Genomic DNA, 22,674 nt, shown 5'->3' with positions numbered 1-22,674 from the left:
CGTATCCCGCAAACCACGATTCGCGGGATACGGGGGGCGCGGCCGGGCACAGCCCCGGCTCCCCTCCAGGCTCGCGATCAGGGCGGTCTCCTCGCCCGCGGCATACGAACCCGCACCTCGCGACCTCGACGTCCAATGTCACCCCGCTGTCGTGCACCGCCACACCGAAGTGTCCGTCCTCATAGGCCCGGTCGACTGCTTCCCGCATCCGGGCCACTGCGCGGGGATACTCCGAACGCACCAGCACCACTGCCTGCCGGGCGCCACAGGCGAAGCAGGCCAGCGCCAGGCCCTCCAGCACCCGGGCCGGATCGCGCTCCATCAGCAGGCGGTCGGCGAAGGAGCCCGGATCGCCCTCGTCCCCGTTGACGACGACCACGGTGTCGGGTGACTGGCCTGTCGCGGCCCATTTCGCGGCCACCTGGAAGCCGGCTGTGCCGGCCGCCGCTCGCGGCGAAGCAAGCCGTGGCGGCGCACACCCGCACATGGCGGCGGCCGTGCGGGGTGGTCAGGTCCGCGTAGTACTCGGCCGGCCCGAGCGCGGCAGCGGCCGGCAGGCCGACTCCGGCCGCGATGACCGGCGCCCAGGTCTCAGGACTGTCCGCCGTTACTGCCCGGGCCCGGGCCAGGTGTTCCATCAACCGGTCTCCGGGCCTCCCCCGCCGGTCGGCGAGAGCCCGGAAGGCGTCGAAACGGTCGGCGGAAGGGACGGGCACCATGCCCTCATCGTCACGGTGGTCGCGGGGCGCCGCATCCGGGGACCGGCACGGTCCGGGCAGCGCGGCCCGGTGTCTCCGAACGCCTCGGCGTACGGGTTTACCGCGACCGTCGCGCGCCGGCACGCCCAGGCGGCATTCAGCTCTGATCCGTGGTGCACGACCCGGCTGATCCCTCCACCATGCTCCAGGCCACCGGGCCCAGCAGATCGCCCACTCGCTGGAAGACGTCCATGAGCAGGTCGTCCACGGTCAGCATGCCTACGGGCCGCCGCCCGTCCAGTACGGGCAGGCGGCGTACCCCGGAATTACGGAAGGCCCGGTATGCGTCGTGAACGTCGTCGGTCACATCCACCGTGATCACGGGCAGGGTCATCACCGCATCCACCCGCTCCTCCGCGTCCAGCCCCCTGGTCAGCATGCGCACCGCGAGGTCGCGGTCGGTGACGATGCCTTGCAGCCTCCCGCCGTCCGTGACCACCAGGCAACCAACCCCGTACTCTTCCATCTGGCGGGCCGCTTCCCGCAGATGCGTCCCGACCGGAACGGCCACCGCCGGAGCACTCATCACCTTTGAGACGTTCATCGGCCGGCTCCTTTCGGTTTCGACCACGATCTCCCTGGCGGAACGTGGAGTCGCGTACCCCACGAACACGATGAGCGAAGGCGGCCTGGCACGTTCGGTCATGGCCCGTCACCGTGCGGGCGACGAGGAAGTCGGCGCTGTCCACCAGTGTACTGAGGGACAGGGTGGCCTGGCCTTGTCAACGATCCTGCCCCCGTCGTTCGCAGAGGGCCCCGACGAAGCTCAGGAAGTCGACGGTGGCGATGACGGTACCGGCGGGGAGCGCGATATCGGCAAGGGCTCGTCCGGCCGCACGGGACTGCGGCGTGATCGCGGTTTCGACGACATTGACGCCTGCCTTGCTGAGGCGGAGCAGTGCGACGGTATCGGTGGCTCCGGTGGCCTCCTCGATGAGGGAGATCAGCGGGGTGGCGGCGGGTACGGGGACGTCGACGCCCCAGCGGTGGTCGAACAGCCAGGTGTTCTCGGTGTCGTTGACGCGGGCGGCGACCCGCGGAACAGCGAACCGGCGCTTGGCGGGCAGGCTGATGAGGAGGTTGTCCGCGTCGTCGCCGGTGGTGGCGATGACGACGTCGGCGGTGAGGGCTCCGGCGTGCTCGAGGACATCGGCCTGGCAGGCGTCGCCGGCCTCAAGACGTACGGTGCGGCGGCCCGCGAGTTCGGCGATGCGGTCCTCGTTGCGGTCGACGAGGGTGACGTCGTTCTGGGCGGCGGAGAGCACCTGGGCGATCTGGGAGCCCAGTCGGCCGCCGCCGGCGGGCGTGCGGCAGCTCGTTGGGGCCGCAGCGGTCCCGCCTCGCCGTCGCCTCGGCCGCGGTGAGCCCACGCGGCGAGGTGCCCAGCGCGGCGAAGACCTCCGCCGGCGGCACGGTCTGCAGGAGGGGGCCGGCCGGTCCGGTTGCGGCGGCCGGCTCCCGATCAAGCACCGACCACCCTGGTCTCGGCCTCGCGCGAGCGCCGTGCCGTGGAGGCCAGCGGTGGGGTGGGCAGGCTCGCGTTCTCGTGCAGACCGGCCAGCCACACCCGCAGCGCCTCCTGGGCCGTGTACCGCGGCGTCCAGTCCAGTTCCCGCTGCGCCCGCGAGGTATCCATGATCGGGAAGTGCAGGACGGCGTCGAACAGGGACGGAGGCGTGCGCAGCAGATGCGTGCGCCAGGCTGCGGAGACCGCGGCCCGAGCCGGCCAGCCCGGCATCGGGAAAGTGCGTGCGCTGAACATCTCGCCCAACACGGCCGCATCCACGACCGGTTCGGCCGCCAGGTTGAACGCGCCGTGGACCGTGCGCACGGCGGCTTGCCGGCACGCCTCGGCCGCGTCGTCGGTGTGCAGGACCTGGTACCGCATGCCGGGGATGGCCGGGAACGCGGGCATGTGCTCCGGCCGGGTCAGGTGCTTGGGCACCAACGGGCCGCGGAAGAGGCGGTGCTGCTCGCCTGCGGATTCGCGCTTGAGCATGAAACCGGGCCGCAACCGCACCACCCGGGTCTTGGGGTGTTGGAGTTCGAAGGTGTCCAGGACACGCTCGACGTACGCCTTCTCCCGGCACAGCATCGACTCCGGCCAACCGTCGGTGGGCCAGGACTCGTCCACGGCACGGTCCTTGGGGCCCGGCGAGTAGGCTCCGACGAAGGACGCGTAGATCAGGGCGGGTACGTCGGCCGTGGCCGCGGCCTCGAAGACCCGAGTACTGCCCTGCACGTTCGTGCGCCAGGTCGTCGCCGGGTGGTGCGTGGGCTGGAACAGCCACGCCAGGTGGATGACGGCGTCGGCGCCGACGAAGTGACCGGCCAGGTCCGTGTTGTCGTCCGCGATGTCCACGCTCGCCCACCCGGTCTTCGCCGGAGACCACCGCGGAAGCCGTCGGGCCAGCCCCAGGATCGACTCGATGCCCGGCTCCGCACCGAGTGCCAGGATGACGCTCGTGCCTACGTTGCCGGTGGCCCCGACGACCACCACCCGCATGCCAGGAGATGCCATGCGTAACGCCCGCCTTTCGGCGTGAGGTGAAGACTCGCGTCCACCCCCTCACTGCCACCGTAAGACGGCAGCGACGGCGTCGCACGATCTCACAACGCCCCGCAGGCCGCACGTTTCCACGGGCTGTCCGGGCCCCGCACCTGTGCGGCGAGTCGTTTCCTCGCGGTACGCGTCGCATTAGCAGCCCGTGGGCATATATCGTGTGCCGATATCGGATGACGTAATTGTTCGCATGATGCGGAGGGCAAGCCGTATGAGCACGTCACCGACCGCGGCCGGGCCGTCGGGGGAGTTGCTGCGGCGGCTGGGAGTGTTCGACGCCGTGGTCATCGGCCTGGGGTCGATGATCGGGGCGGGGATCTTCGCCGCTCTGGCTCCGGCCGCACGCGCAGCCGGTTCCGGTCTGCTGCTGGGGCTGGCGTTGGCTGCCGTGGTCGCGTACTGCAATGCGACCTCATCGGCACGGCTGGCCGCCCGCTATCCGGCGTCTGGCGGGACGTACGTCTACGGGCGGGAGCGCCTCGGCGCCTTCTGGGGGTACCTGGCCGGGTGGGCATTCGTGGTGGGCAAGACTGCTTCCTGTGCGGCGATGGCCTTGACCGTCGGTTCGTATGTCTGGCCAGGTCAGGCGCATGCGGTGGCGGTGGCCGCTGTGGTGGCGCTGACTGCGGTCAACTACCGAGGGGTGCAGAAGTCGGCCTGGCTCACCCGCGTGATCGTCGCCGTAGTGCTGGCCGTGCTCGCCGCGGTGGTGGTGGCCGCCCTCACCTCGTCCGGCGCGGACGCCGGGCGGCTGGACGTGGGCGCCGACGCCACCGTCGGCGGGGTACTCCAGGCAGCGGGCCTGTTGTTCTTCGCCTTTGCCGGGTACGCGCGCATCGCCACCCTCGGCGAGGAGGTGCGCGACCCGGCGCGCACCATCCCTCGTGCGATCCCGTTGGCGCTGGGCATCACGCTCGCCGTCTATGCCGTGGTTGCCGTCGCCGCCCTGATGGTGCTCGGTCCGGCGGGGCTCGCGCATGCGCCCGCGCCGCTGACGGACACCGCGCGCGCGACGGGCATCGACTGGCTGGTGCCTGTGGTCCGTGCCGGTGCGGCCGTGGCCGCGCTCGGCTCGCTGCTGGCGCTGATCCTCGGCGTCTCCCGCACCACGTTGGCGATGGCCCGTGACCGGCACCTGCCGCACGCCCTGTCCGCGGTGCACCCGAGGTTCGCGGTGCCGCACCGGGCCGAGATCACGGTCGGTCTGGTCGTGGTGGCGCTTGCGACCCTGGTGGACGTGCGCGGGGCGATCGGCTTCTCATCCTTCGGGGTGCTCGTGTACTACGCCATCGCCAACGTCTCGGCGTGGACGCTGTCTTCGGATGAGGGACGCCCGCCGCGCATCGTCCCGGCCGTCGGCCTGGTCGGCTGCCTGGTGCTCGCCTTCGCCCTGCCGGTCTCCTCGATGATCTATGGTGCGGCGGTCGTCGTGGTCGGCGCCGCCGCCTACGGGTTCCGGCGCGCGCTCGGCGAGCGGCGGCAGCGGCGGGCCGGTGCGGTGGGGTAAGCCGAACGGGCGTGACAACCGCCCGCTCCCGGGCACGACGCGGGACGATATCGGTATCCGATACGCCTTCGACGGCGAAGGGGCCGACGGCATGGCACAGCTTGGCGACTGGATGGCGAAGCTCACAGGGACCACCGCACCAGCCTCGGTCGTCCTTATCCGCCTGTACGTAGGTGCGGTCTTCCTTGTCGAGGGGATCCTGAAGTTCCTGCGCTCCCATGCGCTGGGCACGGGCCGGTTCGACAAAGCCGGCATTCCCGCGCCGGACTTCTTCGCCCTGCTGGACGGGGTGTTCGAGATCGTCTGCGGGGTGCTGGTCCTGGTCGGGCTGCTCACTCGGCTCGCGGTGGTACCCATGGTCGTGGACATGCTCGGCGCACTCCTGATCACCAAGGTGCCGATCCTGTGGGGCGGTTCCGGGTTGTTCCGCGGGGAGTCGGGCTGGTGGGACTTGGCGCACGAGGCCCGCCTGGACTTCGCGCAGCTGTGCGGCAGCCTCTTCCTGTTCATCGTCGGCGCAGGCGCCCTCTCCCTCGACGCGAGCTTGCACCGCCGTCGCGTCCGTCCTGCCGCCGCCGGGCAGGAGTGACGAACAGAGGCCGAAGCCACGTTTCGCGGGGGTTGGTCCGCCGACCAGGGCCGCTTCCTCGGGAGCCCGCGTGAACCTCTGCGTCTCCCCATGACTCGCGCTGCGCAGGTCGGTACTGGCGCGTCACCCTCGCATACGCGTCAGTTGACTCGGTGCTCGTTAACGCACCTCGTCGTCGCCGAGGACTTCGCGGGCCAGCTCACGCAGCGCCTTGCGGTCCTCGGCCAGGGCCTTCCGGCCGGCGGCGGTTGCACGGTAGATGCGTCGCATGCGGCCGTCGACCACATGCTGCTCGGATTCCAGCAGGCCGTCCGCCTCCAGCCGGTGGAGCGTCGGGTACAGCGTGCCCGGGCTGATCTGGTAACCATGGGAAGCCAATTCCTCCGTCATCCACGCACCGTGGATCTCCCTTTCGGCCGCGTGATGCAGGATGTGCAGCCGCACGGCTCCCCGCTGGAACTCCCTCACCCTGGTCCTGCCTCCCCGCCTGTCCCGGCTATGACGAAGCCGATATCGGCATCCGATCTTACGCCGGGCCAGGTCCGGTCACCGGCGCGGCACGGGCCGGGTGAGGCTCCCGGCGATGCGCCGGGCTGCGACGCGATACCAGCCACGTGGAACGGATTCGGAGTCTTCGCCTACAACCCCCAACGGATGACCACCCTCAGCCGGTGGGGCTGTGACCAACGGCGGGCCGACGGTCTGGTGCCGGCCAACAACTTTGTCCCCCGTCACCAGCCCAACCTGTTTCAGAGGCAAGTAGCTAGGGCGCGGCATGACCTGGCGGAGTTCGGCGGGTGCTCACTGGGCGGGGGAGTCTCTCCTCCAGGCAGGCGACGACCTCGTCGTCGTCGATCTGGGAGAAGTCGGCGTAGAACTGCCCGATCGCGTAGAAGGTCCACGGCGTGTGCATGCACAGCAACTCGTCGGCGTCCCCACCCAACCGTGCGGTCCAGCCGTGAGGTGCCACGGGAACTGCCAGCACGATCCGTACGGCACCGCGGGCGCGGGCGATCTGACAGGCCGCCCGTGCCGTCGACCCCGTGGCCACCCCGTCGTCGACGACCAACACGGTGCGGCCTGTGACAGGCGTCGGTTCACGTCCACCCCGGTAGTGCCGGGCGCGGGCCTCCAGGGCGTCCCGCTCACATGCCTCGACCTGGGCCAGCTCGTCCGGGGTGACACGGGTGGCGCGCACCACCTCGTCGTTGATGACGCGGACCCCGCCTTCACCGATCGCCCCCATCCCGAGTTCCGGTTGGAACGGCACGCGCAGCTTCCGCACCAGGCAGACGTCCAACGGCGCGCCCAGCGCCCTGGCGACTTCCGCGGCGACCGGGACGCCTCCGCGGGGTAGCCCCAGGACCACGACATCGGCGCCTTTGAGGTGTTTGAGTCTCGCCGCCAGCTGTCGACCGGCGTCTCGACGGTCCGTGAAGAACACGATCCGGCCTCCTTGCCGGGGGGACATGGCAGAGCACGGCGGGCAACGTCCCCCGCATGTCCATCCTTACTCCGGTGGAGAACGAACGCGCCTCGCTGCGGCGCGCATTGCTCTCTCGTTCTGGATCCGGAGCCGATAACGTGGCGCGAAGTCTTCACAGCTGGACTCGGCACGCTTGCGACAGCAAGTCGGCCTGCCGGTGTCAGCTGAAAAGACGGCGTACACGTATGGTGTCGACGCGCTTCCAGCCCGACTTGGCCAGCAGCAACCACCCGTGCCGGTTCTCGGGGGCACTGGTACCCCTCGATCGTGTCGCCGTCGATCCTCGTGCCGCTCTGTGCAACGGGAGCTTGGCTCCACAGGCAGGCCGAGCGGACGTGCTCCCGCCATCGGCGAGCGCGGTCATCTCCTCTCCCGATGCGGCTGCCCGAACGAGGCATCGTGTGCTGGATGGGTCTCGATCACGCAACCGGGGCCAGGGAAGATCTCTGCCTCGTGACCGTCTTCGTAGCGAACCTGATAGGGCGGTTCGCCGTTCGGGCCCAGCACGCGCACGACGGTCGCATGGTGCTCGGGCGTTCCCACGGTTCTGCCGGTGAACCGCAGCATGTCTCCTTCATGCGCTTTCATCGTGGCTCACCTCGTTTCCTGTCTCGCTTTCTTCTCCGTGTCCAGGGTGACTCCGGGAGGCGGGTCGCGCCGATGGGCCGTCTGGGCACTTGCGGGGGCTATGGGGCCATGACGGGCTCGGAGCAAGATGCCGAATCATGCCGCAGGACGGGCGTGGCCCGTCGGGCAGACGCTGTCCTGCCGCCGCTGTGCGGACCGAGCGGCAACGACTCCGATGCCACTTCGTACTACGGAGTCGGGCACACGAGGGCCTCGGCCGCCAGGTGCCCGTCGGCTCGTCGCACTACCGTGAGCGGTGTGGCGGGACCACCGATTCCGGCTGCTGCGGAGGCTTGCGCTGGCGGTGGCGGCGGGGGTGGCCGTCGAGCACGCCCGGCTCTACGAGGAGGCCCGCTACCGCCAGCAGTGGCTGGAGGCCAACAGCGAGATCGTCGCCGGGCTGTTGCCGGATGCCGAGGAGACGCATGTGCTCGCGATGATCGTCGGCCACGCGGTGCGCATCCTCTCCGCTGATCTCGGCGTCCTGGTCATGCCTGTCGACGGCGACCGTCTGCGCGTGGAGCTGGCGTCCGGTGTCGACGCCGTAGCCCACCGCGGCCTGGTTCTTCCCCGCCGTGGGTCGTTCGCGGGCGCGGCGATCACCGCCAAGGGCCCGTTGATCAGCCATGACATCGAGCACGACCCCAGGGTCACCGTCGGTCCGCCGCGCTGGTCGGGGCTGGGGCCCGCCGTCGCGGTCCCGATGGCTACCGGTGAGCGGGTACGCGGAGTCCTGCAACTGGCCCGGCTGCAGGGACGCGAATCGTTCACGGAGCCGGAGACGGGGCCGCTGCTGACCTTCGCCGGTCAGGCCGCGCTGGCAATGGAGCTGGCGGAGCGGCGCATCGCTGCGGGCCAGGTGGCGCTGCTCAGGGATCGGGAGCGGATCGCGCGCGATCCGCACGACCTGGCGATCCAGCGGCTGTTCGCCACCGGGATGACATTGCAGAGCGCGATCCGTTTCGTCGACCACCCGGAGGCGAGTGATCGGCTGTTGCGCGCGGTGGAGGACCTGGACGAAACCATCAAGATCATCAGGTCCACCGTCTTCGGGCTGCGTACCCCCGATCCGGTGCGGGGCAGGAAAGGGCTTCGATCCCAAACCGTCAACGCGACGGAAGAGGCGTCACACGTACTGGGGTTCACGCAGCCATGGTTCCCGATTGCCGACTGCTGGTGCGACGTGCCATCCGGCTGTTGTTCCAGGCCAACGACCTATGACACGACGGCATTTGGCTGGTGGCCTCCGGGGACCAGACGCTATTTCTCACGTGACCTGGACTGGCAGCCGGCCGCCTGGGAACTGCGTCTCCTGCGGCCGGCTGTCCTACTGCAGCCTGGCACCCCGCCGAAGCCAGGAGTTCCCTCGCCTCCTCAGGCAGCTGATCAAGTTTATAAGTCGGCACTGCACCGGTTAGGCGGTCGCGCAGACGACCTCTACGAAGTGGCCCACCTGGTCCTTCGGCAGGCGGTGAGCGAGGTCTGCCTCGCTGATCATGCCGACCGATCGGTCCTACCTTGTTCGTGGGTTGGACGGGCCGTCGTAAGGTCCAGAGACCCAGAGACACCAGGTATGGCTTCCAAGCGGTTGCCCTCGATGGTTCCATCCACCTGGCCGCCCGGTGTCTCACGACGACTCGGCCGCTGACCAGGAGCTGCGAACGCCTTCGGGCGGATCTCCGAGTAGGACCACGCCGGCGAGGTCGTCCGGGAGAACAGCGCAACAGCGAACGACCGGAGGAACCGGTGGCCCAGATCTGGACGGGTACGGACATCGGCAAGGCCCATCACCACTGCGTGGTCCTCAACGCCGAGGGCGCACGGCTGCTGTCGCGGCGAGTCCTGAACGACGAGCCGGAGCTGCTGGCCCTGCTCGCCGACGTGCTGGCCATCGACGAGGACGTGGTCTGGGCGGTAGACGTCGCCGACGGCATGGCCGCCCTGTGGATCAACGTGCTGCTCAACCACGGCCAGCACCTTGTCCACATACCCGGCCTGGCCGTCAACCGGGCTTCGGCCGGCTACCGGGGCACGGGCAAGACCGACGCGAAGGACGCCACCGTCATCGCCGACCAGGCTCGGATGCGCCCTGACCTGACCATCCTGAGGCCGGACGACGAGCACGCCATCGAACTGCGGGTCCTCACCAGCCGTCGGGCCGACCTGAACGCAGACCGCACCCGTCGGATCAACCGCCTGCGCGGCCAACTACTTCCAAGACATGCGCAGATCCGTCTCGGAAGCTCACTCAGGAACCGTTTGGTGCACCACTTGTGTGTTTCCCCTGTCCCTGGGCGTCAGCGGCCAGAGTTTCGGTCGTCGAGACCTGCGAGGCGCATGAAGACGTGAGCAGAGGAGGGCGTGAATGCAGGCGCAGCACTGACCCGTGCCCGGAGTCGAAGCGTCGTGCTGCGCCTGCGTCATCCGGAGCGAGGAGGTCCGGCTCCGATTTTGAGAGTTCACACCTATCGGTGAGCAGACTCAAGGAAGTGGCGGATCGGGCATGGCGGGTCTCTTCCGAATTCACCGCGCCATGGTGTCCAGTGTCGGCTCGGCTCGACGTTTCGCAGTGGCGTCCCCACCGTCCACCGGCCGTGGCCAATACGCGCTGCGACACCACAACCAGCCTCACGCCCCGTACATCACAGCGCGGATGAGGGGTTGGACCGACAGGCTCCTCGTGGAAGCCGAGGGTGCCGGACCGCACCGGAGTTGCTTCCAACAGGCCGGTCTGCGCGGCCCGCGCGCCAACGTGGAGCTGCACCAGGAGCCGCGCGGGGACATGGAGCCGCAGGGTGCCAGCCTGAGAAACGCGGTAACGCCCGGCCGTACTCACACCATGTCCTGCCGTCATCGCACGTCGAGACACCTCATGCCGACGGAGTCATGCTGGAGGAGAGGGGCAAGACCTGGAGGTGTAGCGGGGAGATGATGACGGCCCCAGCGCAACTGTGCCGACCAATCGTGGTCGGTGTCGCCCCAGATACCTCCAAGCGGATGGCTCTGGCCTGGGCAGCGGACGAGGCGGCTCTGCGCCAGGTGCCCTTGCACCTGGTCCACGCCGTGACAGGGCCTACCGGCGGCTACGGGAATGCGGCCGGGGAGCACGTGGCCAAGGAGGCGCTGGCCTTTGCTCGAACGCGGCAGCCGCAGGTGGAACTCTCCAGCCTGCTGGCCGAAGGGAAGCCGGCATGGGTGCTGCAGGAGGAGGCCCAGGACGCCGCCATGGTGGTGCTGGGTTCCTACCACCTGAGCCGGGTCCAGGAGGTGTTCAGCCCGCTTTCGGTCGCGCTGCCGGTGATGGCACACGCCCGCTGCCCGGTGGTCGTGGTGCCCGAACCCGAACACCTCACTCAGCAGCCCTGGTATTTCGTCGTCGGGGTCGACGGCAGCGCGCACTCGGCGGTAGCCGTCGACGTCGCTTCCCAGGAGGCCGCCCTGCACGGCGCCGCCTTGCGAGCACTGTACGTAAGGCATCCGCACCGGCTCGGTTCACCGGAAGAGCCCGCTACGGAGCAGGAGTGCCGCAGCCTGCTGTCAGAGACCGTGGCCAGCCGTGCCGAGTCCTGGCCCGAAGTGGAAGTGCACCTCGAAGTCCTCACAGGCCATCCCGTGGAAGAGCTCACCAAGGCGTCCGTCCATGCACTCGGTCTGGTGATGGGAACCCGGGGGCTCGGCGGCTTCACCGGCATGCTGCTGGGCTCGGTGAGCCAGGGCGTGCTCCACTACGCCCGCTGCCCCGTCATCACCGTCCCGCTTCCCGGACGCCTGGCACGTGAGCACGAGCACGTGCCCGCCGCCCACTGATCGACGAAACGACAGGCACGGCCGAGACATTCGACTTTGATCCGTCGGACGTCGACTTCAACGCTTTCTACCAGGGGCGCTCCCCGGCGCCCGGGCTCCCGGCGATCCGCACGGTGCTCTGAAACATCGGCGAGGCCCGTTGACGAGAACGGCCGACTGCGCGCGTCAAGAACATCGCAGACCGGGGAGAGGCACTGAGCGCGGAACGCCTCGCCGGGGCCGCTGACGTCATCAGCGCCCACCCGGTCGCCCTGCACCTGCGGAACCCGCAGGTCCTCTCCGAGATCGTCGCGGAGAAGAACTCCACCATCGTCTTCCCCGCCCAGTTCCTGGAAAGCGCCCGCGGCCTGGCCCAATTCGTTGAAGAGGAAACCAGACGTACCGCCGCACCGTTGCCGCACCAGGCAGTACGCCGACGCCGCGGCAAGACCGACGCCATCGATGTGGAGGCGGCAGCCCGCGCTGTGCTGTCCGGTGCGCGACTGTGACTGGGAAGGCAGGCGCGGCGGCGCGCACCTCGGATCGGTGCGACACCGGCCTGGTAGGTGGCGGGCCTGTTCGTCGGGAGGTTGCCGTGAGCGACTTCGAACGCCATGCCGCTGCGAAGGAAGCCCGTCGCGCCGTGGCGGGTCGGGCCTGGTCGCCGGATGAAGAGCACCGCCAGGAGGTGCTGCGGCGCTATCTCGGCGCTGTGGCTCACGCCGCGTCGTCCAAGCCCCCCGAACGGGCCGCGGGGCCGGCAGAGGTTGCCCCGGAAGCGACCACGCCGCCTCTCGGTCCTGCCCGGCGGCTTGGCGAGAAGACCAAGGGACGCGTCTGGTACGAGGCGGAGCTGATCCCGCGGATCGGCGCGTTGTCCCTGTGGGGGCTGCTGTTCACGAGCGCCGTGCCCCGTCGCTATCGCCCCGCCCACGACTGGCGACTTCTGGGACTGGGGCACACCCACGGCGGTCTACGCCCGCCCTGCAATGCTCAGCTGTGTGGGACGACGGCGACCGGGGCGGGGCAGTGGTGCAGGACGGCTTGCGCGGTATGCCCGATGTGGGGCAGCGAGGTTGCCCGGCGGTGCCGTCCGATGACGACGAGCGCGGCGTTTGCTGCCGCGTCGAGCAGGTGGTGTGCGGGCTCGCCGATGACGGCCTGCGCCACGACCTCCACACCCGGGTAGCGTTCCCGCCACGGTTGTAGCGCCTGGCGTACGGATTCGCGATCCTCGGCCGAGAGGTCGGTGCCGAACTTCAATGCCGCGCCGAGTCCGTAGAGGTAATACGGCGGTGGGTTCCAGCCGTGCACAACTACCAGGGATGTGGCGCGCACGTTTGCGGCCTTGAAGGCAAAGTCGACTACCTCGCCGCAAGGGCGGCTGAGATCCAATCCGAGCACCACCGGAGGGGGCGGTCCCGGTGCCGCACCGGGAAGCGGCTGTCCTTCTGAAACCCCGATCCGCACGAGGACGACGGGTGCTTCGGCGTGGGCGACGGTGGCCATGCTCACCGAGCTGAGCAGGAAGCCGGCGAACCTGCCCACTCCGGCCGTGCCGATCACCAGCGCTTCGGCTCCCTTCGAGGCTCGGCACAGTACGTCGCGCGGCGGGCCGATGATGTGGTCCGCTGTGATGTCGAGGCCCGGGTAGCGACGCCGCAGCCGGTCGGTCACCACCAGGGGAATGCCCTCCGACCAGCGGCTGGGGGCTGCCGGCCAGGGAAGCGAGGTGTGCGAGTGGTGCTGCCGCTCCCAGGCGTGGATCAGTCGCAGTGGTAGGTCTCTGAGCAGCGCCTCGCGGGCACCCCAGTCAGCGGCGGCCAGGCCCGCGGGCGAGCCGTCGACTCCAACGGTCACGGGGCGTGTCATGGCTGCCTCCCACGCGACGGACGCGCGCGTCGTGTCTCCCAGACTGCGCAGTGCGCGCGCTTCGCGGGAGGGCCGGTCGGTCCCCGCGACGAGGAGCGCTCTGGCCGGTCGGCCGGAGGTAGCGCCGGACGACCGGCCAGGGGTGGGCCGGCAATCGCACCCTGAAGGTGCCGCAGCCTCTCGTCGTCTGACAGTGCGTGCAGTTGTGTATGCACCCCGTCCGTCCGGCAGCTGTCCTCGCCCACAGCACGCCTCCACCGCGGCCGGTACCGGTATACGTGGCTCGGCCACCCCACCACGGTAGTGCGAGCGACTGACGGGCACCTCACGCGCGCAGTCCCCACCGATGCACCATCCGTCGCCGCACCGTGGGCCGTTCGGTCCGGGACCGACGCCCATCGGCTCATTGGCCGGCAGAGGGCCGAGGCGCAGGCTCGACAACGAGGGGCAGCCTCCCACCGCCCCATGGCCGTCTTGACTGAGGAGCAACGATGGGCAACGTACTGCAACGCCACCCGGCACGGACCCTCTCGATGCAGGACGTGTTCGACCGGTTGGAAAGCGGGATCCTTGGCGGGCCGTGGCACTTCGGTACACACGAGATCCGCATCGAGGAACACCTGGAGACGGACGCGTACCAGGTCAAGGCGGAGCTGCCGGGCATCGAACCGGAGAAGAATCTGGAGATCGACGTCACGGGTGACTTCCTGACGATCCGCGCCGAGCGCGAGGAGCGCGCAGAAACCAAGGAGAGCTCGGAGTTCCATTACGGCTCGTTCGCCCGCGCGGTGCGGCTGCCCGCAGGCGCCCGAGGCGACAGGGCGACCGCGGATTACACCGACGGCATCCTCACCGTCCGGGTGCCGCTGGAGGCGGCGAAGGGCGAGACCACCAAAATCCCCGTTACTCGGGTCACGCGGCCCAGCTGAGCCCGCAGGGCAAACGGAGCCCCGCGCCATGTCAGCCCCGCGTCACGTGGTCACCTCGGCCGAGCGCCGCAGCGGCTCCCGTAGGCCCTCCAGGTCGTCGGACGCGGCGCGCGCCAGTTGTCCGGCAAGGTCGTCCATCGCGCGGCTCGCGGCCAGTTCGTCGCCGATCTCGGGCACGTTCGGGTCGTGCGGATTGCACCGTGCTGTCCCGTGTCCGGTGAGCGTGGTGGTCCCGGTATCGAGGACCACATGGGCCTTCGTGGTACTTCCCTCCTCGAAGAGGTGCAGCTGTACCTTCCACTCAAGAGTCCTGGCCACGACGTACCTCCTGCGGCGATCTCCCAGTACCAGGTTCGGCCCGCGCCATGAGTCTCCAGCAGGGCTGAAGCGTCTCGATCCATGAGCCGACCGGCCCTTTCGTGGACTCGTCCCGCGACCGCGCGAAGGGTGCTGACCTCAGCGTCCGAATTCCGCGCCGCGGCGGGGCGCGAGGTCCTGCTCGATCCGTGCGACGAGCGGGGCAACGGTGGCGGCGGTCCGGGCGGGGAGCCGGAGGAACCGTCCATGGCGCCGGTCCTTCCCCGTCCGGGGCGCACCAGTACGGGCTGAGGGACGGGCCGGGGTCGCTTGTGCGTGTTGTGGTCGTCGGGTGGTGGTGTCAGCCGCCGGCGGCCGGACGGGTGCGTCGCGCGGCCCAGCGGCGTCGGAGGGCGTCCTCGTGCTCCGACTGTTCCAGGGCCAGCTCGATGGCGGTGAGGTTCTGTTGGAGACGGGGTATGCGGAGCCGGTGCAGTGCTCTGACCCGGACGGTGGTGTCGCGTAGCCGGGCCTCGACCAGGCGTGCGGCGGTCGAGGCGGTGCCGTACCGCGCGGCCGCCTCGACCGCCGCGCGGTACGAGGTACCGGCGTGGGCCAGGGCGGTGTTGCGGGGGGCGGCGTCGGACGCGTCCGTGACGCCCGGGTACACGGCGGTCCGGCCCGGGTGGCGCACGCCCAGTGAGTCCTCCCATGCCACGGTGACGTGCGCGGGCGGCACGCGCGAGGCCGTCCGCAGGGCGTCCTCCCCGCTGATCAGCAATCCGCGCAGCAGCCAGGTCCGGGCCTCCCGCACCCGTGCCTCCCACTCGTCACGGGCCGCGGCCTCCGCCCGCCGCAGCTCCGCGAGTTCGGCCCGGAGGAGGTGGAGCTGCCGGTCGAGCAACTGCGCACCGCGGGTGGCGACGTGAAGGGTGCGCCGCAGCCGCAGCCGGGCGGCGCGGCCGACGGGAGGAGGGGCGGACGCCGTCACGGCGCGGCTCCCGGAGAGACGTCGGAGTTCCGTGCGTCCAACAACGCCGTCGGGAGCATGCCCAGTTCGCCGGGCGGCAGCGTCAGCAGGACCCGCCAGGCACGCTCCAGTGACTCGTCCAGGGCCAGTGTCCGGTCGCGCTCCTGGTGCAGGAAGTCGTGGAGGTACCTCGGATACATCGCCAGGTAGCGGCGGTCGGCCGGGCTCAGGGCGGATTCCCCGACGAGTTCGGCGAGTTCACCGGCCTGCCGGGCGCGGGCGAGCGCGGCGGTGAGCTGTGCCGCCACGTCCAGGTGGTCGCCCCGAGTCCGACCGGGTCCGGCTCCCTTGCGCATCAGGCGGGAGAGGGAGGACAGCGCGTCCACGGGTGGGTACACGCCTTCGGCGTGGATCTGCGGGGCGAGGACGATCTGTCCTTCGGTGATGTAGCCGGTGAGGTCGGGGACGGGGTGGGTGATGTCCCCGGCGGGCATGGTCAGGACGGGCAGCACGGTCACCGAGCCCGGCCGGTCGACGATGCGGCCGCACCGCTCGTACAGGGAGGCCAGGTCGCTGTAGAGGTAGCCGGGGTAGGCCCGGCGGCCGGGCACCTCCCCGCGGGCTGCGGAGACCTCGCGCAGCGCCTCGGCGTAGGACGTCATGTCCGTCATGATCACCAGGACGTGCCGCCCGCCGTCGAACGCGAGGTGTTCGGCGACCGTGAGCGCCAGCCGCGGTGTGAGGATGCGCTCGATCACCGGATCGTCGGCGGTGTTGAGCAGCAGGCACAGTTCACCGGCGGCGGCGCGTTCCGCCAGCGCCTCTTGGACGAAGAACGCGTCCGCATGGGTCAGCCCCATGCCCGCGAAGACGACGCTGAACCGCTCTCCTGTCGTGGTGGCCTGGGCGGCGATCTGCACCGCGAGTTCGAGGTGCGGCAGACCGGCGGTCGAGAAGATCGGAAGCTTCTGCCCGCGCACCAGGGTGGTGAGCACGTCCACCGCGGCGATGCCGGTCAGCACCGGCTCACCGGGCGGCCGCCGGCGCACGGGGTTGATCGCCACCCCCTCCACGGGGGCGGAGGTCCGGCCGAAGACGGGTGGCCCGCCATCGCGCGGAGCCCCTTTGCCGTCGCAGGTCCGACCCAGCCAACCCTCCCCGACCGGGACCGTCAGCGGGTGGCCGTCGAACGCCATGCGCAGCCCCGCCGGATCCATGCCGCCGGTGCCTTCCAGCACCGCGACGACCGCGAGGTCGTCGCGCACCTCCAGGACGACACCGTGCCGTCGTTCCCCCGAAGCGAGAGTGATCGTTGCGAACTCGTCCCAGCCGACCCCGCCGACCCCCGCCACCACGATGAGCGGCCCGCGCAGTTCGCGCACCGAGGTGTATTCGACCGGTGTGCGGTCGGGGCTCATCGGAGTTCCCCCAGGACGGCGAGGGTGGTGTCGCGGGCGGCCCGCACGGTGGCGGCGTCGCCGGGCCCCGCCTCCTCGCGGGCCCGCAACAGGGCGGTGAAGTCCGCCTGTTCCACGACGTCCGGCGGAGTACCGGATGCCACCAGGGATCGGCACCGCTCGATGACGGCGAGCACCGCGTCGGCGAGCGCGGCCGTCTTCGCCGGGGTGCAGTGCGTGTCGTTGGGGGAGAGGGCGCTCTGCTGGAGCAGTCCCTCCCGGATGAGGCGGCCGGCCAGCACGCTGACCCGTTCCGGTGCCGGCAGTGCACCGACGCCGACCAGTTCGACGAGGTCCGCCAAGCGGTCGGCCGCGGTCAGTAGTTCGGCCACGGCGGCTCGACGGCCGGCGGTCTCCCGCCCGTCCGGGCCCGTGCTGAGGACGTCGGTATCCCTGGAGAACGAGTGCGACCACGACACCGCGGGGTAGTGGCGCGCGTAGGCCAGATCCCGGTCGAGCGTCCACCGGCCGCGCACACAGCGTTCGGTGTGCGCGGTGACCGGCTCGGCCAGGTCGCCGCCGGGTGGTGAGACGGCCCCGAAGACGGTCACCGAGCCGGGCCCCGCCCCGAGCGTGGTCACCGCTCCGGCCCGTTCGTAGAAGGCCGCGAGGGCCGAGGCCAGACCGGCCGGATAGCCCTCCTCCGCGGGCAGCTCGCCGGTCCGCGAGGCGAATTCCCGTAGCGCCTCGGCCCAACGGGAGGTGGAGTCGGCGATGACCACCACGTCGTGCCCCATGTCGCGGAAGTACTCGGCGACGGTGGCACCGGTGTGGATGCTCGTCTCCCGGGCCATCATCGGCATGTTGGAGGTGTTGGCGATGATCACGGTGCGGTCCGCCAGGCGCCCGCCGGTCCGGGGGTCGGTCAGCTCGGCGAACTCCGTGATGACGTCGGCCATCTCGTTGCCGCGCTCACCACAGCCGATGTAGACGATCACGTCGGCGTCGCACCACTTGGCGATCTGCTGGAGCAACAGCGTCTTGCCCGTGCCGAAGCCCCCGGGTACTGCGACCGTGCTGCCCCGGGCCACGGGGAAGAGCAGATCGATCACCCGCTGTCCGGTGGTCAGCAGTGTGCGCGCGGGGACCCGTTCCCGGACCGGCCGCGGCCGGCGCACCGGCCATTCGGTCACCGACCGGATCTCGGTGCCGCCGACCACGGCCAGCGCCGTGTCCTCGGGGTGCTCGGCGGAGTCGGCCACGTACGTGACCTCGCCCGCGCAGCCCGGCGGCACGAGAATCCGGGTCCGCGGACCGTCCGGGTTTCCCGCCTCCCCGATCACCGTGCCCTCGCTCACCTCCTGCCCCTTGGCGACGGCCGCGTCGAACGCCCAGCGGCGTGCCGGGGGTGCGTCCGTCCCGGTGCCCGGCGCGAGCCGGTCGCCGAAGTCCGTCAGCGGGCGGAGCAGGCCGTCGAACACCCCGCCCAGCAGGCCCGGGGAGAGCCGCGCGCAGACCGGTGCGCCCAACGGGAAGGCGTGCCGGCCCGGTGCCAGACCGCCGGTGTACTCGTAGGCCTGGACGGTGACCCGGGATGTGGTGATCTCGACGACCTCGGCCGGTACCCGCTCCGCGCCGAGCAGCACCAGGTCGTTCATGGCGACCCCGCCGGCGTTCTCCAACTCGACGAGTGGCCCGGCCACCCGCAGGATACGGGTGGCGGCGGTCGGGCGGGCAGGCGCCTCCGCCGCCGTCAGGTCCGCCACAGCGACTCGATCCCGGCACCGGCGCCGTCGAACACACGGAGTGCCAGGGCGTCCAGGCTCAGATCCACGGTCCGCCCGCCGGCCGTGCCGATCACCCCGCCCCGCGGGTGCTCGATGACGACGGCCTCCGGGCCGAGCAGCCGGCGCACCTGGTCGGACAGCTGCTCCCGCACGGCGGGGTACCCCGGTTCCCTCCGGCACTGCCGCACCCGCGACAGGACCGTCCGGCGCAGTTCGTCGTACGCCTCGGCCTGGGCGCGGAGGAGCCCGGTGCGCACGGTGTGGCGGGCTCGGGCCGTGGCGTCGGCCGCGGCTCGCCCGCCGTCCTGCTCTCCCTGACGGCGTGCCTCGCGCAGTACGGCGGTCGAACGGGACCGCGCGGTGGCGATGACCGCCTCGGCGTCCCGGTGCGCCGCGGCCACCAGTTGGTGGGCCTCCTCCTCGGCGGCGCGCAGCAGCGCCGTCCGGACGGGTGCCAGCGGGTCGGCCGGGGCGATCGCGTGGGTCTGTGCGGCGGGGGTCACGGCGGCATCACCACCGTGAGCGGCCCCGCCGCGTCCAGGAGATCGGGGCCCAGTGCTGCGGCGGCTGCCGGGGTGAGGATGACCAATGCCGCGTCCGCAGGCAGCTCCCGCCACGAGGTGCGGACCTGGTCGGGCTCCTCGGCGGGCCTGATCTGTACCCCGGCCAGGGCGAATCCCGCGGTTCGGGCCCGCTCCCCGATGGCGACGACGGCGCCCATGACCTTCATGCCCTGCCGATCAGGAGCACGGCGACGACCAGTCCGTAGATGGCGATTCCCTCGGCCAGTCCGACGATCACCATCGCCCGGCCGAAGAGCTCGGGGCGTTCGCTGAGTGCGGCCAGGGCCGCGGCACCGGTGTACGCCACGGCGATCGCCGCGCCGATCGAGGCACCGGCCACCGAGATGGCCGCACCGATCAGCGCCGCGGAGTTGGTGCCCGCTGTGCTGGTCTGCGCCGCGGACGCGGCCTGGGCCGACTGCCCGCTCAAGGCCACGACCAACAGGGCCACCGCCCCCGCCAACAGCACGAGGTTGGCCCCGACGGCACAGCGCAGCGCGCTCTTGCCCCCACGCTTGCGGAACAACAGGCGCACTGCCCACCACATCAGGACGACGACGGGCAGCGTGACGAGCCAGGTGATCACGGCACGACCTCCGAACGACGAACGGGCAGGCGCCAGGGACGGAACGGCCGTCCCTGGCCCTCGAAGACCCGGGAGAAGAGCTCGAAGTACTCCAGACGCAGCGCCTGGACGCCCGCCACCAGAGCTTCCAGCGTGAAGACGAGCGCATTGCCCACGGCGAAGAGCGCCACGGCTCCCAGCAGCCCTGCCGGGCCGTGCCGGGCGAGGCCCGTGACCCCAGCCCAGACCACCGCGCCGAGCGCCGCATGGGTGAGGCCGAAGGCCGCCAACCGTGCGAAGGACACCACGTTCGACAGGATGCGGACGACGCCGTCGAAGAGCTGCACGCCGGTCTGGAAAAGCCCGGAGACACCGCGGTCGGTGCCGGCGTACAGGCCGACCGCCGCCAGCGCGGTGCCGGTCACCGTCGCTGCGGCTCCCACCGCCACCAGCCACCCCAGATGCCCGACGGCACCCGCCGCCACCCCGGCCAACCCCAGGAAGACACCGCCCCCGGCAATGCCGGACAGGGAGTACAGGGCGCCGGACAGGCCCCGCTCGCGCCACCGGTTCACCATCCCGGCCACGTACGCGAGGAGAAGCAGGACGGCACCGACCGCGACCGCCGACAGCAGCAGCCGAACGGGAGCGTGCAGCGGCGCCAACCACAGGACGGGCAGTACCCCGGTCGGCCCGAAGAACTCCCCATAGGCCAACCCGGCCACGATGCTGGAGACACCCGCGGCGGCCACCAAGGGCCAGACACCGTGCCAGGCAGCCAGCCGGCGGGGCCGCCATACCGCGAGCCCGAACGCGGTCAGGACCAACAAGGCACCGTGCCCCACGTCGCCGAACATCATCCCGAACATCGCCGCGTACAGGACCGCAGCGCCCCACGAGGGATCGAGGTCCGGGTAGGGAGGAGTGCCGTAGGTCGTCACCAGGGACGAACACGCGCCGCGTACCGGGCCCGTGCGGCGCAGCGCCGTCGGCGGATCGATGCCCCGCGGCGCCGCCATCGGCACCAGCGCACCACCGAACTCGGCCAGCCGTGCCCCCAGCGGCGCGACCTCGGCGCGCGGACACCAGCCCGCGAGCGCGGCGATGTCCCGGCGTCGAACCGCCTCGCCCAGGCGCGCCGCCACCTCCTTTTCCCCGGCCACCAGATCAGCGCGCCCCGCTTGTTCCAGCGCGCCCGGTGCGGGAGCGGTGGCGGCGAGCTCCGCCGCTGCCCGGCGATCCGGGTACGACGGCGTTTGCCCGGGAGACCCGAGGGCGCCGGTCCGGTCCAGATCCACACATCCGGCCTCGGCGAGGCAGACCAAGGCGTCCCGCTCGGCCGTCCGTGGCACGACCACCGCCACGCGCTGCATGGGCACCGGGAACAGTGCCTCAGCCCAGGACACCGAAGCCATCGAAGCCCTCCAAGGTAGAGGCGCCGCGCGAGGCGAGTTCCAGCGCGGCGCGGGTGCGCCATGCGTCGGTCGAGAGGACCGCGACCACGCCCACCACGGGAATCGCGTCGTACCGAGCGCGGCGCGCCATACCCCGGCCGTCCTGCTCGATATCCCGCCACCACCGCCCCTCCGCCTGCCACAGATCGGCCGGATCGTCGACGTCGTTCAGTGCCCACCGTGCCGACGGGGGGAGCTGACGCGTGAATGCGCGGAAGTCAGGAGCGCGGTGGGCGACGCCGAGGAGTCGTGCGGCCGGGCCGGTGGCCTGCGCCGGCAGTTCCCGACCGTGTACGAACCGTTCCCGGGCGACGAGAAGGGCGGCGCGGCCCGCCGACCAACGGGACGCGCAGGGGACTGCCACGGCGGTTCTGGCCGCTGCGGTCAGTCGAAGCCCGACGGCCAGCTCGGCTGCCGTACCGCCGAGATCACGCCAGGCCGAGGCGGCCAGAGCAGCCCGCAGCCCCTCCGGCCGGGTGGTGTGGGAGAGGCGGCGCCAGGCGGTTGCCAGCGCTCCCAGCTCATACGGTGGCGGCTCCGACGCAGCACCGCTCAGCAGCCGGAAGCGGCTCTCGATGTTGGTGATCTCGAAACCCGACGCCAGTAGCCGCAGACACTCCACCCCGCGTCGTGGCAGCCAGCCGGCGAGCACCCGAAGATGCCAGAGCAAAGTGGCCGTGACGGCCCGCTGCGCCGCCGGCAAGGACATGCCGACCGCCAGCCGACGTTGGTAGGGGGTGGTGGTCAGACGACGCAGGGCCTCGTCCAACGTGCCGCCCGCCGCGACCCGCCGGGCGCCGGCGGTGCCAGGACAGCGGCCCAACAGCTCGCGCGCCCTGGTCACCCCGGCTACCCATGCGGCACTCATGGGCCGCCGTCCCGCTCCCCTGAAGCATCGGGGAGTCCGGCGTGGGTGGTGGGCAGGCCGAGTTGACGACGAACCTCGTCGGCCAACCGGTCCGCCATGGCCGGGATCCGTGCCGCGGCCCGGCGTCTGACTGCGGCTTCCGTGCATCGGCCTTCCTCGCGCAGCGCGGCGGCCTCTTGTCGGCCGAGCTCCAGCCGCCGGTCCGCGGTCTTCGTTCGGATGCGCTGGGAGAGGGCAGCCGCACGGGCCGTGATGACCTCCGCGCGGTGGGCGGCGTCCCGGCGGATGCGGTCGGCGTCGCCGCGCGCCGCGCCACGGACCGCTTCGGCCTCGTCGGCCGTGCCGTCCAGTAGTGCCAGGGTCGGCGTCAGCTCCAGGGTCAGCTCCGCGGTGCGATCGGCGGGTACGCCGGTGGCCGCAGGCCCCGGCGTGCCGACCGGACGGAAGCGCATCAGCAGATCACGCAACCCGGCCATCGCCGATCCTCCCTCCGCCGACTGTGCCGCCCGGTGTGGTCGTGCTTCCAGTTTCCTCGGGGTGCGGCGGATAGCACGCGGAGAGGCACGACGGCTCACCGCCGTGGAACGACAGCGACCGGGCAGTGGGAGTGGTGCAGGAGGGCGAGCACGGACGGCCCGAGGGGCATGGGCATGCGC

21 protein-coding genes and 5 pseudogenes are annotated in these 22,674 nt (G+C 71.1%); 6 read left to right on the top strand and 20 right to left on the bottom strand.

Annotation, left to right across the window (positions count from 1 at the left end; genetic code table 11):
* Window positions 1-18 precede the first annotated feature (18 nt).
* The 6 genes and pseudogenes from SNOUR_RS49120 to SNOUR_RS02140 all read right to left on the bottom strand — a co-directional run.
* Window positions 19-69 (bottom strand): annotated as a pseudogene (locus tag SNOUR_RS49120) (hypothetical protein); the annotation flags it as partial.
* Window positions 70-205: 136 nt separating this feature from the next.
* A pseudogene (locus SNOUR_RS47850) lies at window positions 206-487 on the bottom strand (protein disulfide oxidoreductase); the annotation flags it as partial.
* Between the two features lie 368 nt (window positions 488-855).
* Window positions 856-1,404: a CBS domain-containing protein gene (locus SNOUR_RS02150; protein ID WP_312631739.1), complete on the bottom strand. Its 549-nt coding sequence runs from the start codon at window positions 1,402-1,404 to the stop codon at window positions 856-858.
* A gap of 76 nt (window positions 1,405-1,480) precedes the next feature.
* On the bottom strand, window positions 1,481-2,128 hold the full coding sequence (locus SNOUR_RS02145) for a potassium channel family protein (RefSeq protein ID WP_079142088.1): 648 nt from the start codon (window positions 2,126-2,128) through the stop codon (window positions 1,481-1,483).
* Window positions 2,109-2,171: pseudogene (locus SNOUR_RS49115) on the bottom strand (hypothetical protein); the annotation flags it as partial. The pseudogene SNOUR_RS49115 and the gene SNOUR_RS02145, both read right to left, overlap by 20 nt.
* 49 nt (window positions 2,172-2,220) lie before the next feature.
* Window positions 2,221-3,279 (bottom strand): NAD-dependent epimerase/dehydratase family protein, encoded by a 1,059-nt coding sequence (locus tag SNOUR_RS02140; protein ID WP_067343334.1) that lies wholly within the window; start codon window positions 3,277-3,279, stop codon window positions 2,221-2,223.
* A gap of 253 nt (window positions 3,280-3,532) precedes the next feature.
* Here SNOUR_RS02140 and SNOUR_RS02135 point away from each other — a divergent pair, with 253 nt between their 5' ends.
* Window positions 3,533-4,828, top strand: coding sequence for an APC family permease (locus SNOUR_RS02135; RefSeq protein WP_067343332.1), 1,296 nt, complete (start codon window positions 3,533-3,535; stop codon window positions 4,826-4,828).
* Between the two features lie 91 nt (window positions 4,829-4,919).
* Complete coding sequence (locus SNOUR_RS02130) at window positions 4,920-5,417, top strand: DoxX family protein (protein WP_067357575.1); 498 nt, start codon at window positions 4,920-4,922, stop codon at window positions 5,415-5,417.
* A gap of 159 nt (window positions 5,418-5,576) precedes the next feature.
* Here SNOUR_RS02130 and SNOUR_RS02125 read toward each other — a convergent pair whose 3' ends face one another.
* From SNOUR_RS02125 to SNOUR_RS42370, 3 genes and pseudogenes are all read right to left on the bottom strand, one after another.
* The gene (locus SNOUR_RS02125) at window positions 5,577-5,885 is read right to left on the bottom strand and encodes an Rv3488 family transcriptional regulator (RefSeq protein WP_067343330.1); all 309 of its coding nucleotides are present in this window, start codon (window positions 5,883-5,885) and stop codon (window positions 5,577-5,579) included.
* 343 nt (window positions 5,886-6,228) lie between these two features.
* A pseudogene (locus SNOUR_RS02120) lies at window positions 6,229-6,861 on the bottom strand (phosphoribosyltransferase); the annotation flags it as partial.
* 402 nt (window positions 6,862-7,263) lie between these two features.
* The gene (locus tag SNOUR_RS42370; protein WP_079142082.1) at window positions 7,264-7,491 is read right to left on the bottom strand and encodes a DUF1918 domain-containing protein; all 228 of its coding nucleotides are present in this window, start codon (window positions 7,489-7,491) and stop codon (window positions 7,264-7,266) included.
* A 355-nt stretch (window positions 7,492-7,846) separates the two neighbouring features.
* Between SNOUR_RS42370 and SNOUR_RS47845 the strand changes: the two genes are divergently transcribed.
* From SNOUR_RS47845 to SNOUR_RS42360, 3 genes and pseudogenes are all read left to right on the top strand, one after another.
* Window positions 7,847-9,178: a sensor histidine kinase gene (locus SNOUR_RS47845; protein WP_312631732.1), complete on the top strand. Its 1,332-nt coding sequence runs from the start codon at window positions 7,847-7,849 to the stop codon at window positions 9,176-9,178.
* A 98-nt stretch (window positions 9,179-9,276) separates the two neighbouring features.
* A pseudogene (locus SNOUR_RS02110) lies at window positions 9,277-9,741 on the top strand (IS110 family transposase); the annotation flags it as partial.
* A 720-nt stretch (window positions 9,742-10,461) separates the two neighbouring features.
* Window positions 10,462-11,337: a universal stress protein gene (locus tag SNOUR_RS42360; RefSeq protein WP_079143317.1), complete on the top strand. Its 876-nt coding sequence runs from the start codon at window positions 10,462-10,464 to the stop codon at window positions 11,335-11,337.
* Between the two features lie 972 nt (window positions 11,338-12,309).
* Here SNOUR_RS42360 and SNOUR_RS02095 read toward each other — a convergent pair.
* Window positions 12,310-13,176, bottom strand: a complete 867-nt coding sequence (locus tag SNOUR_RS02095; RefSeq protein ID WP_067343326.1) for a universal stress protein — start codon at window positions 13,174-13,176, stop codon at window positions 12,310-12,312.
* A gap of 545 nt (window positions 13,177-13,721) precedes the next feature.
* On the opposite strand from SNOUR_RS02095, the gene SNOUR_RS02090 reads away from it, so the two are divergent.
* The gene (locus SNOUR_RS02090; RefSeq protein ID WP_312631730.1) at window positions 13,722-14,117 is read left to right on the top strand and encodes an Hsp20/alpha crystallin family protein; all 396 of its coding nucleotides are present in this window, start codon (window positions 13,722-13,724) and stop codon (window positions 14,115-14,117) included.
* A 42-nt stretch (window positions 14,118-14,159) separates the two neighbouring features.
* Here SNOUR_RS02090 and SNOUR_RS02085 read toward each other — a convergent pair whose 3' ends face one another.
* The 10 genes from SNOUR_RS02085 to SNOUR_RS02040 form a co-directional block, all read right to left on the bottom strand.
* Window positions 14,160-14,435 carry a dsRBD fold-containing protein gene (locus SNOUR_RS02085; RefSeq protein WP_067343323.1) on the bottom strand — a complete coding sequence of 92 codons (276 nt, stop codon included), beginning with the start codon at window positions 14,433-14,435 and terminating at the stop codon, window positions 14,160-14,162.
* A gap of 340 nt (window positions 14,436-14,775) precedes the next feature.
* Window positions 14,776-15,405, bottom strand: coding sequence for a V-type ATP synthase subunit D (locus SNOUR_RS02080; protein WP_079142080.1), 630 nt, complete (start codon window positions 15,403-15,405; stop codon window positions 14,776-14,778).
* Complete coding sequence (locus SNOUR_RS02075) at window positions 15,402-16,802, bottom strand: V-type ATP synthase subunit B (protein WP_067343321.1); 1,401 nt, start codon at window positions 16,800-16,802, stop codon at window positions 15,402-15,404. The genes SNOUR_RS02080 and SNOUR_RS02075 overlap by 4 nt, the downstream gene beginning before the upstream one ends.
* Window positions 16,799-18,547: a V-type ATP synthase subunit A gene (locus tag SNOUR_RS02070; RefSeq protein WP_079142078.1), complete on the bottom strand. Its 1,749-nt coding sequence runs from the start codon at window positions 18,545-18,547 to the stop codon at window positions 16,799-16,801. Before SNOUR_RS02070 ends, SNOUR_RS02075 begins: the two co-directional genes overlap by 4 nt.
* The gene (locus SNOUR_RS02065) at window positions 18,535-19,071 is read right to left on the bottom strand and encodes a V-type ATP synthase subunit E (RefSeq protein WP_067343319.1); all 537 of its coding nucleotides are present in this window, start codon (window positions 19,069-19,071) and stop codon (window positions 18,535-18,537) included. The genes SNOUR_RS02070 and SNOUR_RS02065 overlap by 13 nt, the downstream gene beginning before the upstream one ends.
* Entirely contained in the window at window positions 19,068-19,298 is a 231-nt protein-coding gene (locus SNOUR_RS02060; RefSeq protein ID WP_312631724.1) for a V-type proton ATPase subunit F family protein, read from the bottom strand. The genes SNOUR_RS02065 and SNOUR_RS02060 overlap by 4 nt, the downstream gene beginning before the upstream one ends.
* Window positions 19,295-19,717, bottom strand: a complete 423-nt coding sequence (locus SNOUR_RS02055) for an ATP synthase subunit C (protein ID WP_067343317.1) — start codon at window positions 19,715-19,717, stop codon at window positions 19,295-19,297. Before SNOUR_RS02055 ends, SNOUR_RS02060 begins: the two co-directional genes overlap by 4 nt.
* Window positions 19,714-21,111, bottom strand: a complete 1,398-nt coding sequence (locus SNOUR_RS02050) for a V-type ATPase 116kDa subunit family protein (protein WP_312631722.1) — start codon at window positions 21,109-21,111, stop codon at window positions 19,714-19,716. Before SNOUR_RS02050 ends, SNOUR_RS02055 begins: the two co-directional genes overlap by 4 nt.
* Window positions 21,089-22,018, bottom strand: a complete 930-nt coding sequence (locus SNOUR_RS02045) for a hypothetical protein (protein WP_067343315.1) — start codon at window positions 22,016-22,018, stop codon at window positions 21,089-21,091. Before SNOUR_RS02045 ends, SNOUR_RS02050 begins: the two co-directional genes overlap by 23 nt.
* Window positions 22,015-22,494, bottom strand: coding sequence for a hypothetical protein (locus tag SNOUR_RS02040; RefSeq protein ID WP_067343313.1), 480 nt, complete (start codon window positions 22,492-22,494; stop codon window positions 22,015-22,017). Before SNOUR_RS02040 ends, SNOUR_RS02045 begins: the two co-directional genes overlap by 4 nt.
* Between the last annotated feature and the right edge of the window lie 180 nt (window positions 22,495-22,674).

Source organism: Streptomyces noursei ATCC 11455 (genome assembly GCF_001704275.1).
Taxonomy (GTDB): Bacteria; Actinomycetota; Actinomycetes; order Streptomycetales; family Streptomycetaceae; genus Streptomyces; species Streptomyces noursei.
Note: the sequence above shows the minus strand (reverse complement) of the source record. Positions and strands in the feature narration are given on the sequence as shown.

What these genes read in the sequence shown, in the direction of transcription:
- SNOUR_RS02150 (WP_312631739.1), bottom strand. Translation starts at nt 1,404, where the DNA reads ATGACCGAACGTGCCAGGCCGCCTTCGCTCATCGTGTTCGTGGGGTAC.
- SNOUR_RS02140 (WP_067343334.1), bottom strand. Translation starts at nt 3,279, where the DNA reads ATGGCATCTCCTGGCATGCGGGTGGTGGTCGTCGGGGCCACCGGCAAC.
- SNOUR_RS02135 (WP_067343332.1), top strand. Translation starts at nt 3,533, where the DNA reads ATGAGCACGTCACCGACCGCGGCCGGGCCGTCGGGGGAGTTGCTGCGG.
- SNOUR_RS02130 (WP_067357575.1), top strand. Translation starts at nt 4,920, where the DNA reads ATGGCACAGCTTGGCGACTGGATGGCGAAGCTCACAGGGACCACCGCA.
- SNOUR_RS42370 (WP_079142082.1), bottom strand. Translation starts at nt 7,491, where the DNA reads ATGAAAGCGCATGAAGGAGACATGCTGCGGTTCACCGGCAGAACCGTG.
- SNOUR_RS42360 (WP_079143317.1), top strand. Translation starts at nt 10,462, where the DNA reads ATGACGGCCCCAGCGCAACTGTGCCGACCAATCGTGGTCGGTGTCGCC.
- SNOUR_RS02090 (WP_312631730.1), top strand. Translation starts at nt 13,722, where the DNA reads ATGCAGGACGTGTTCGACCGGTTGGAAAGCGGGATCCTTGGCGGGCCG.
- SNOUR_RS02075 (WP_067343321.1), bottom strand. Translation starts at nt 16,802, where the DNA reads ATGAGCCCCGACCGCACACCGGTCGAATACACCTCGGTGCGCGAACTG.
- SNOUR_RS02060 (WP_312631724.1), bottom strand. Translation starts at nt 19,298, where the DNA reads ATGAAGGTCATGGGCGCCGTCGTCGCCATCGGGGAGCGGGCCCGAACC.
- SNOUR_RS02050 (WP_312631722.1), bottom strand. Translation starts at nt 21,111, where the DNA reads ATGGCTTCGGTGTCCTGGGCTGAGGCACTGTTCCCGGTGCCCATGCAG.
- SNOUR_RS02045 (WP_067343315.1), bottom strand. Translation starts at nt 22,018, where the DNA reads ATGAGTGCCGCATGGGTAGCCGGGGTGACCAGGGCGCGCGAGCTGTTG.
- SNOUR_RS02040 (WP_067343313.1), bottom strand. Translation starts at nt 22,494, where the DNA reads ATGGCCGGGTTGCGTGATCTGCTGATGCGCTTCCGTCCGGTCGGCACG.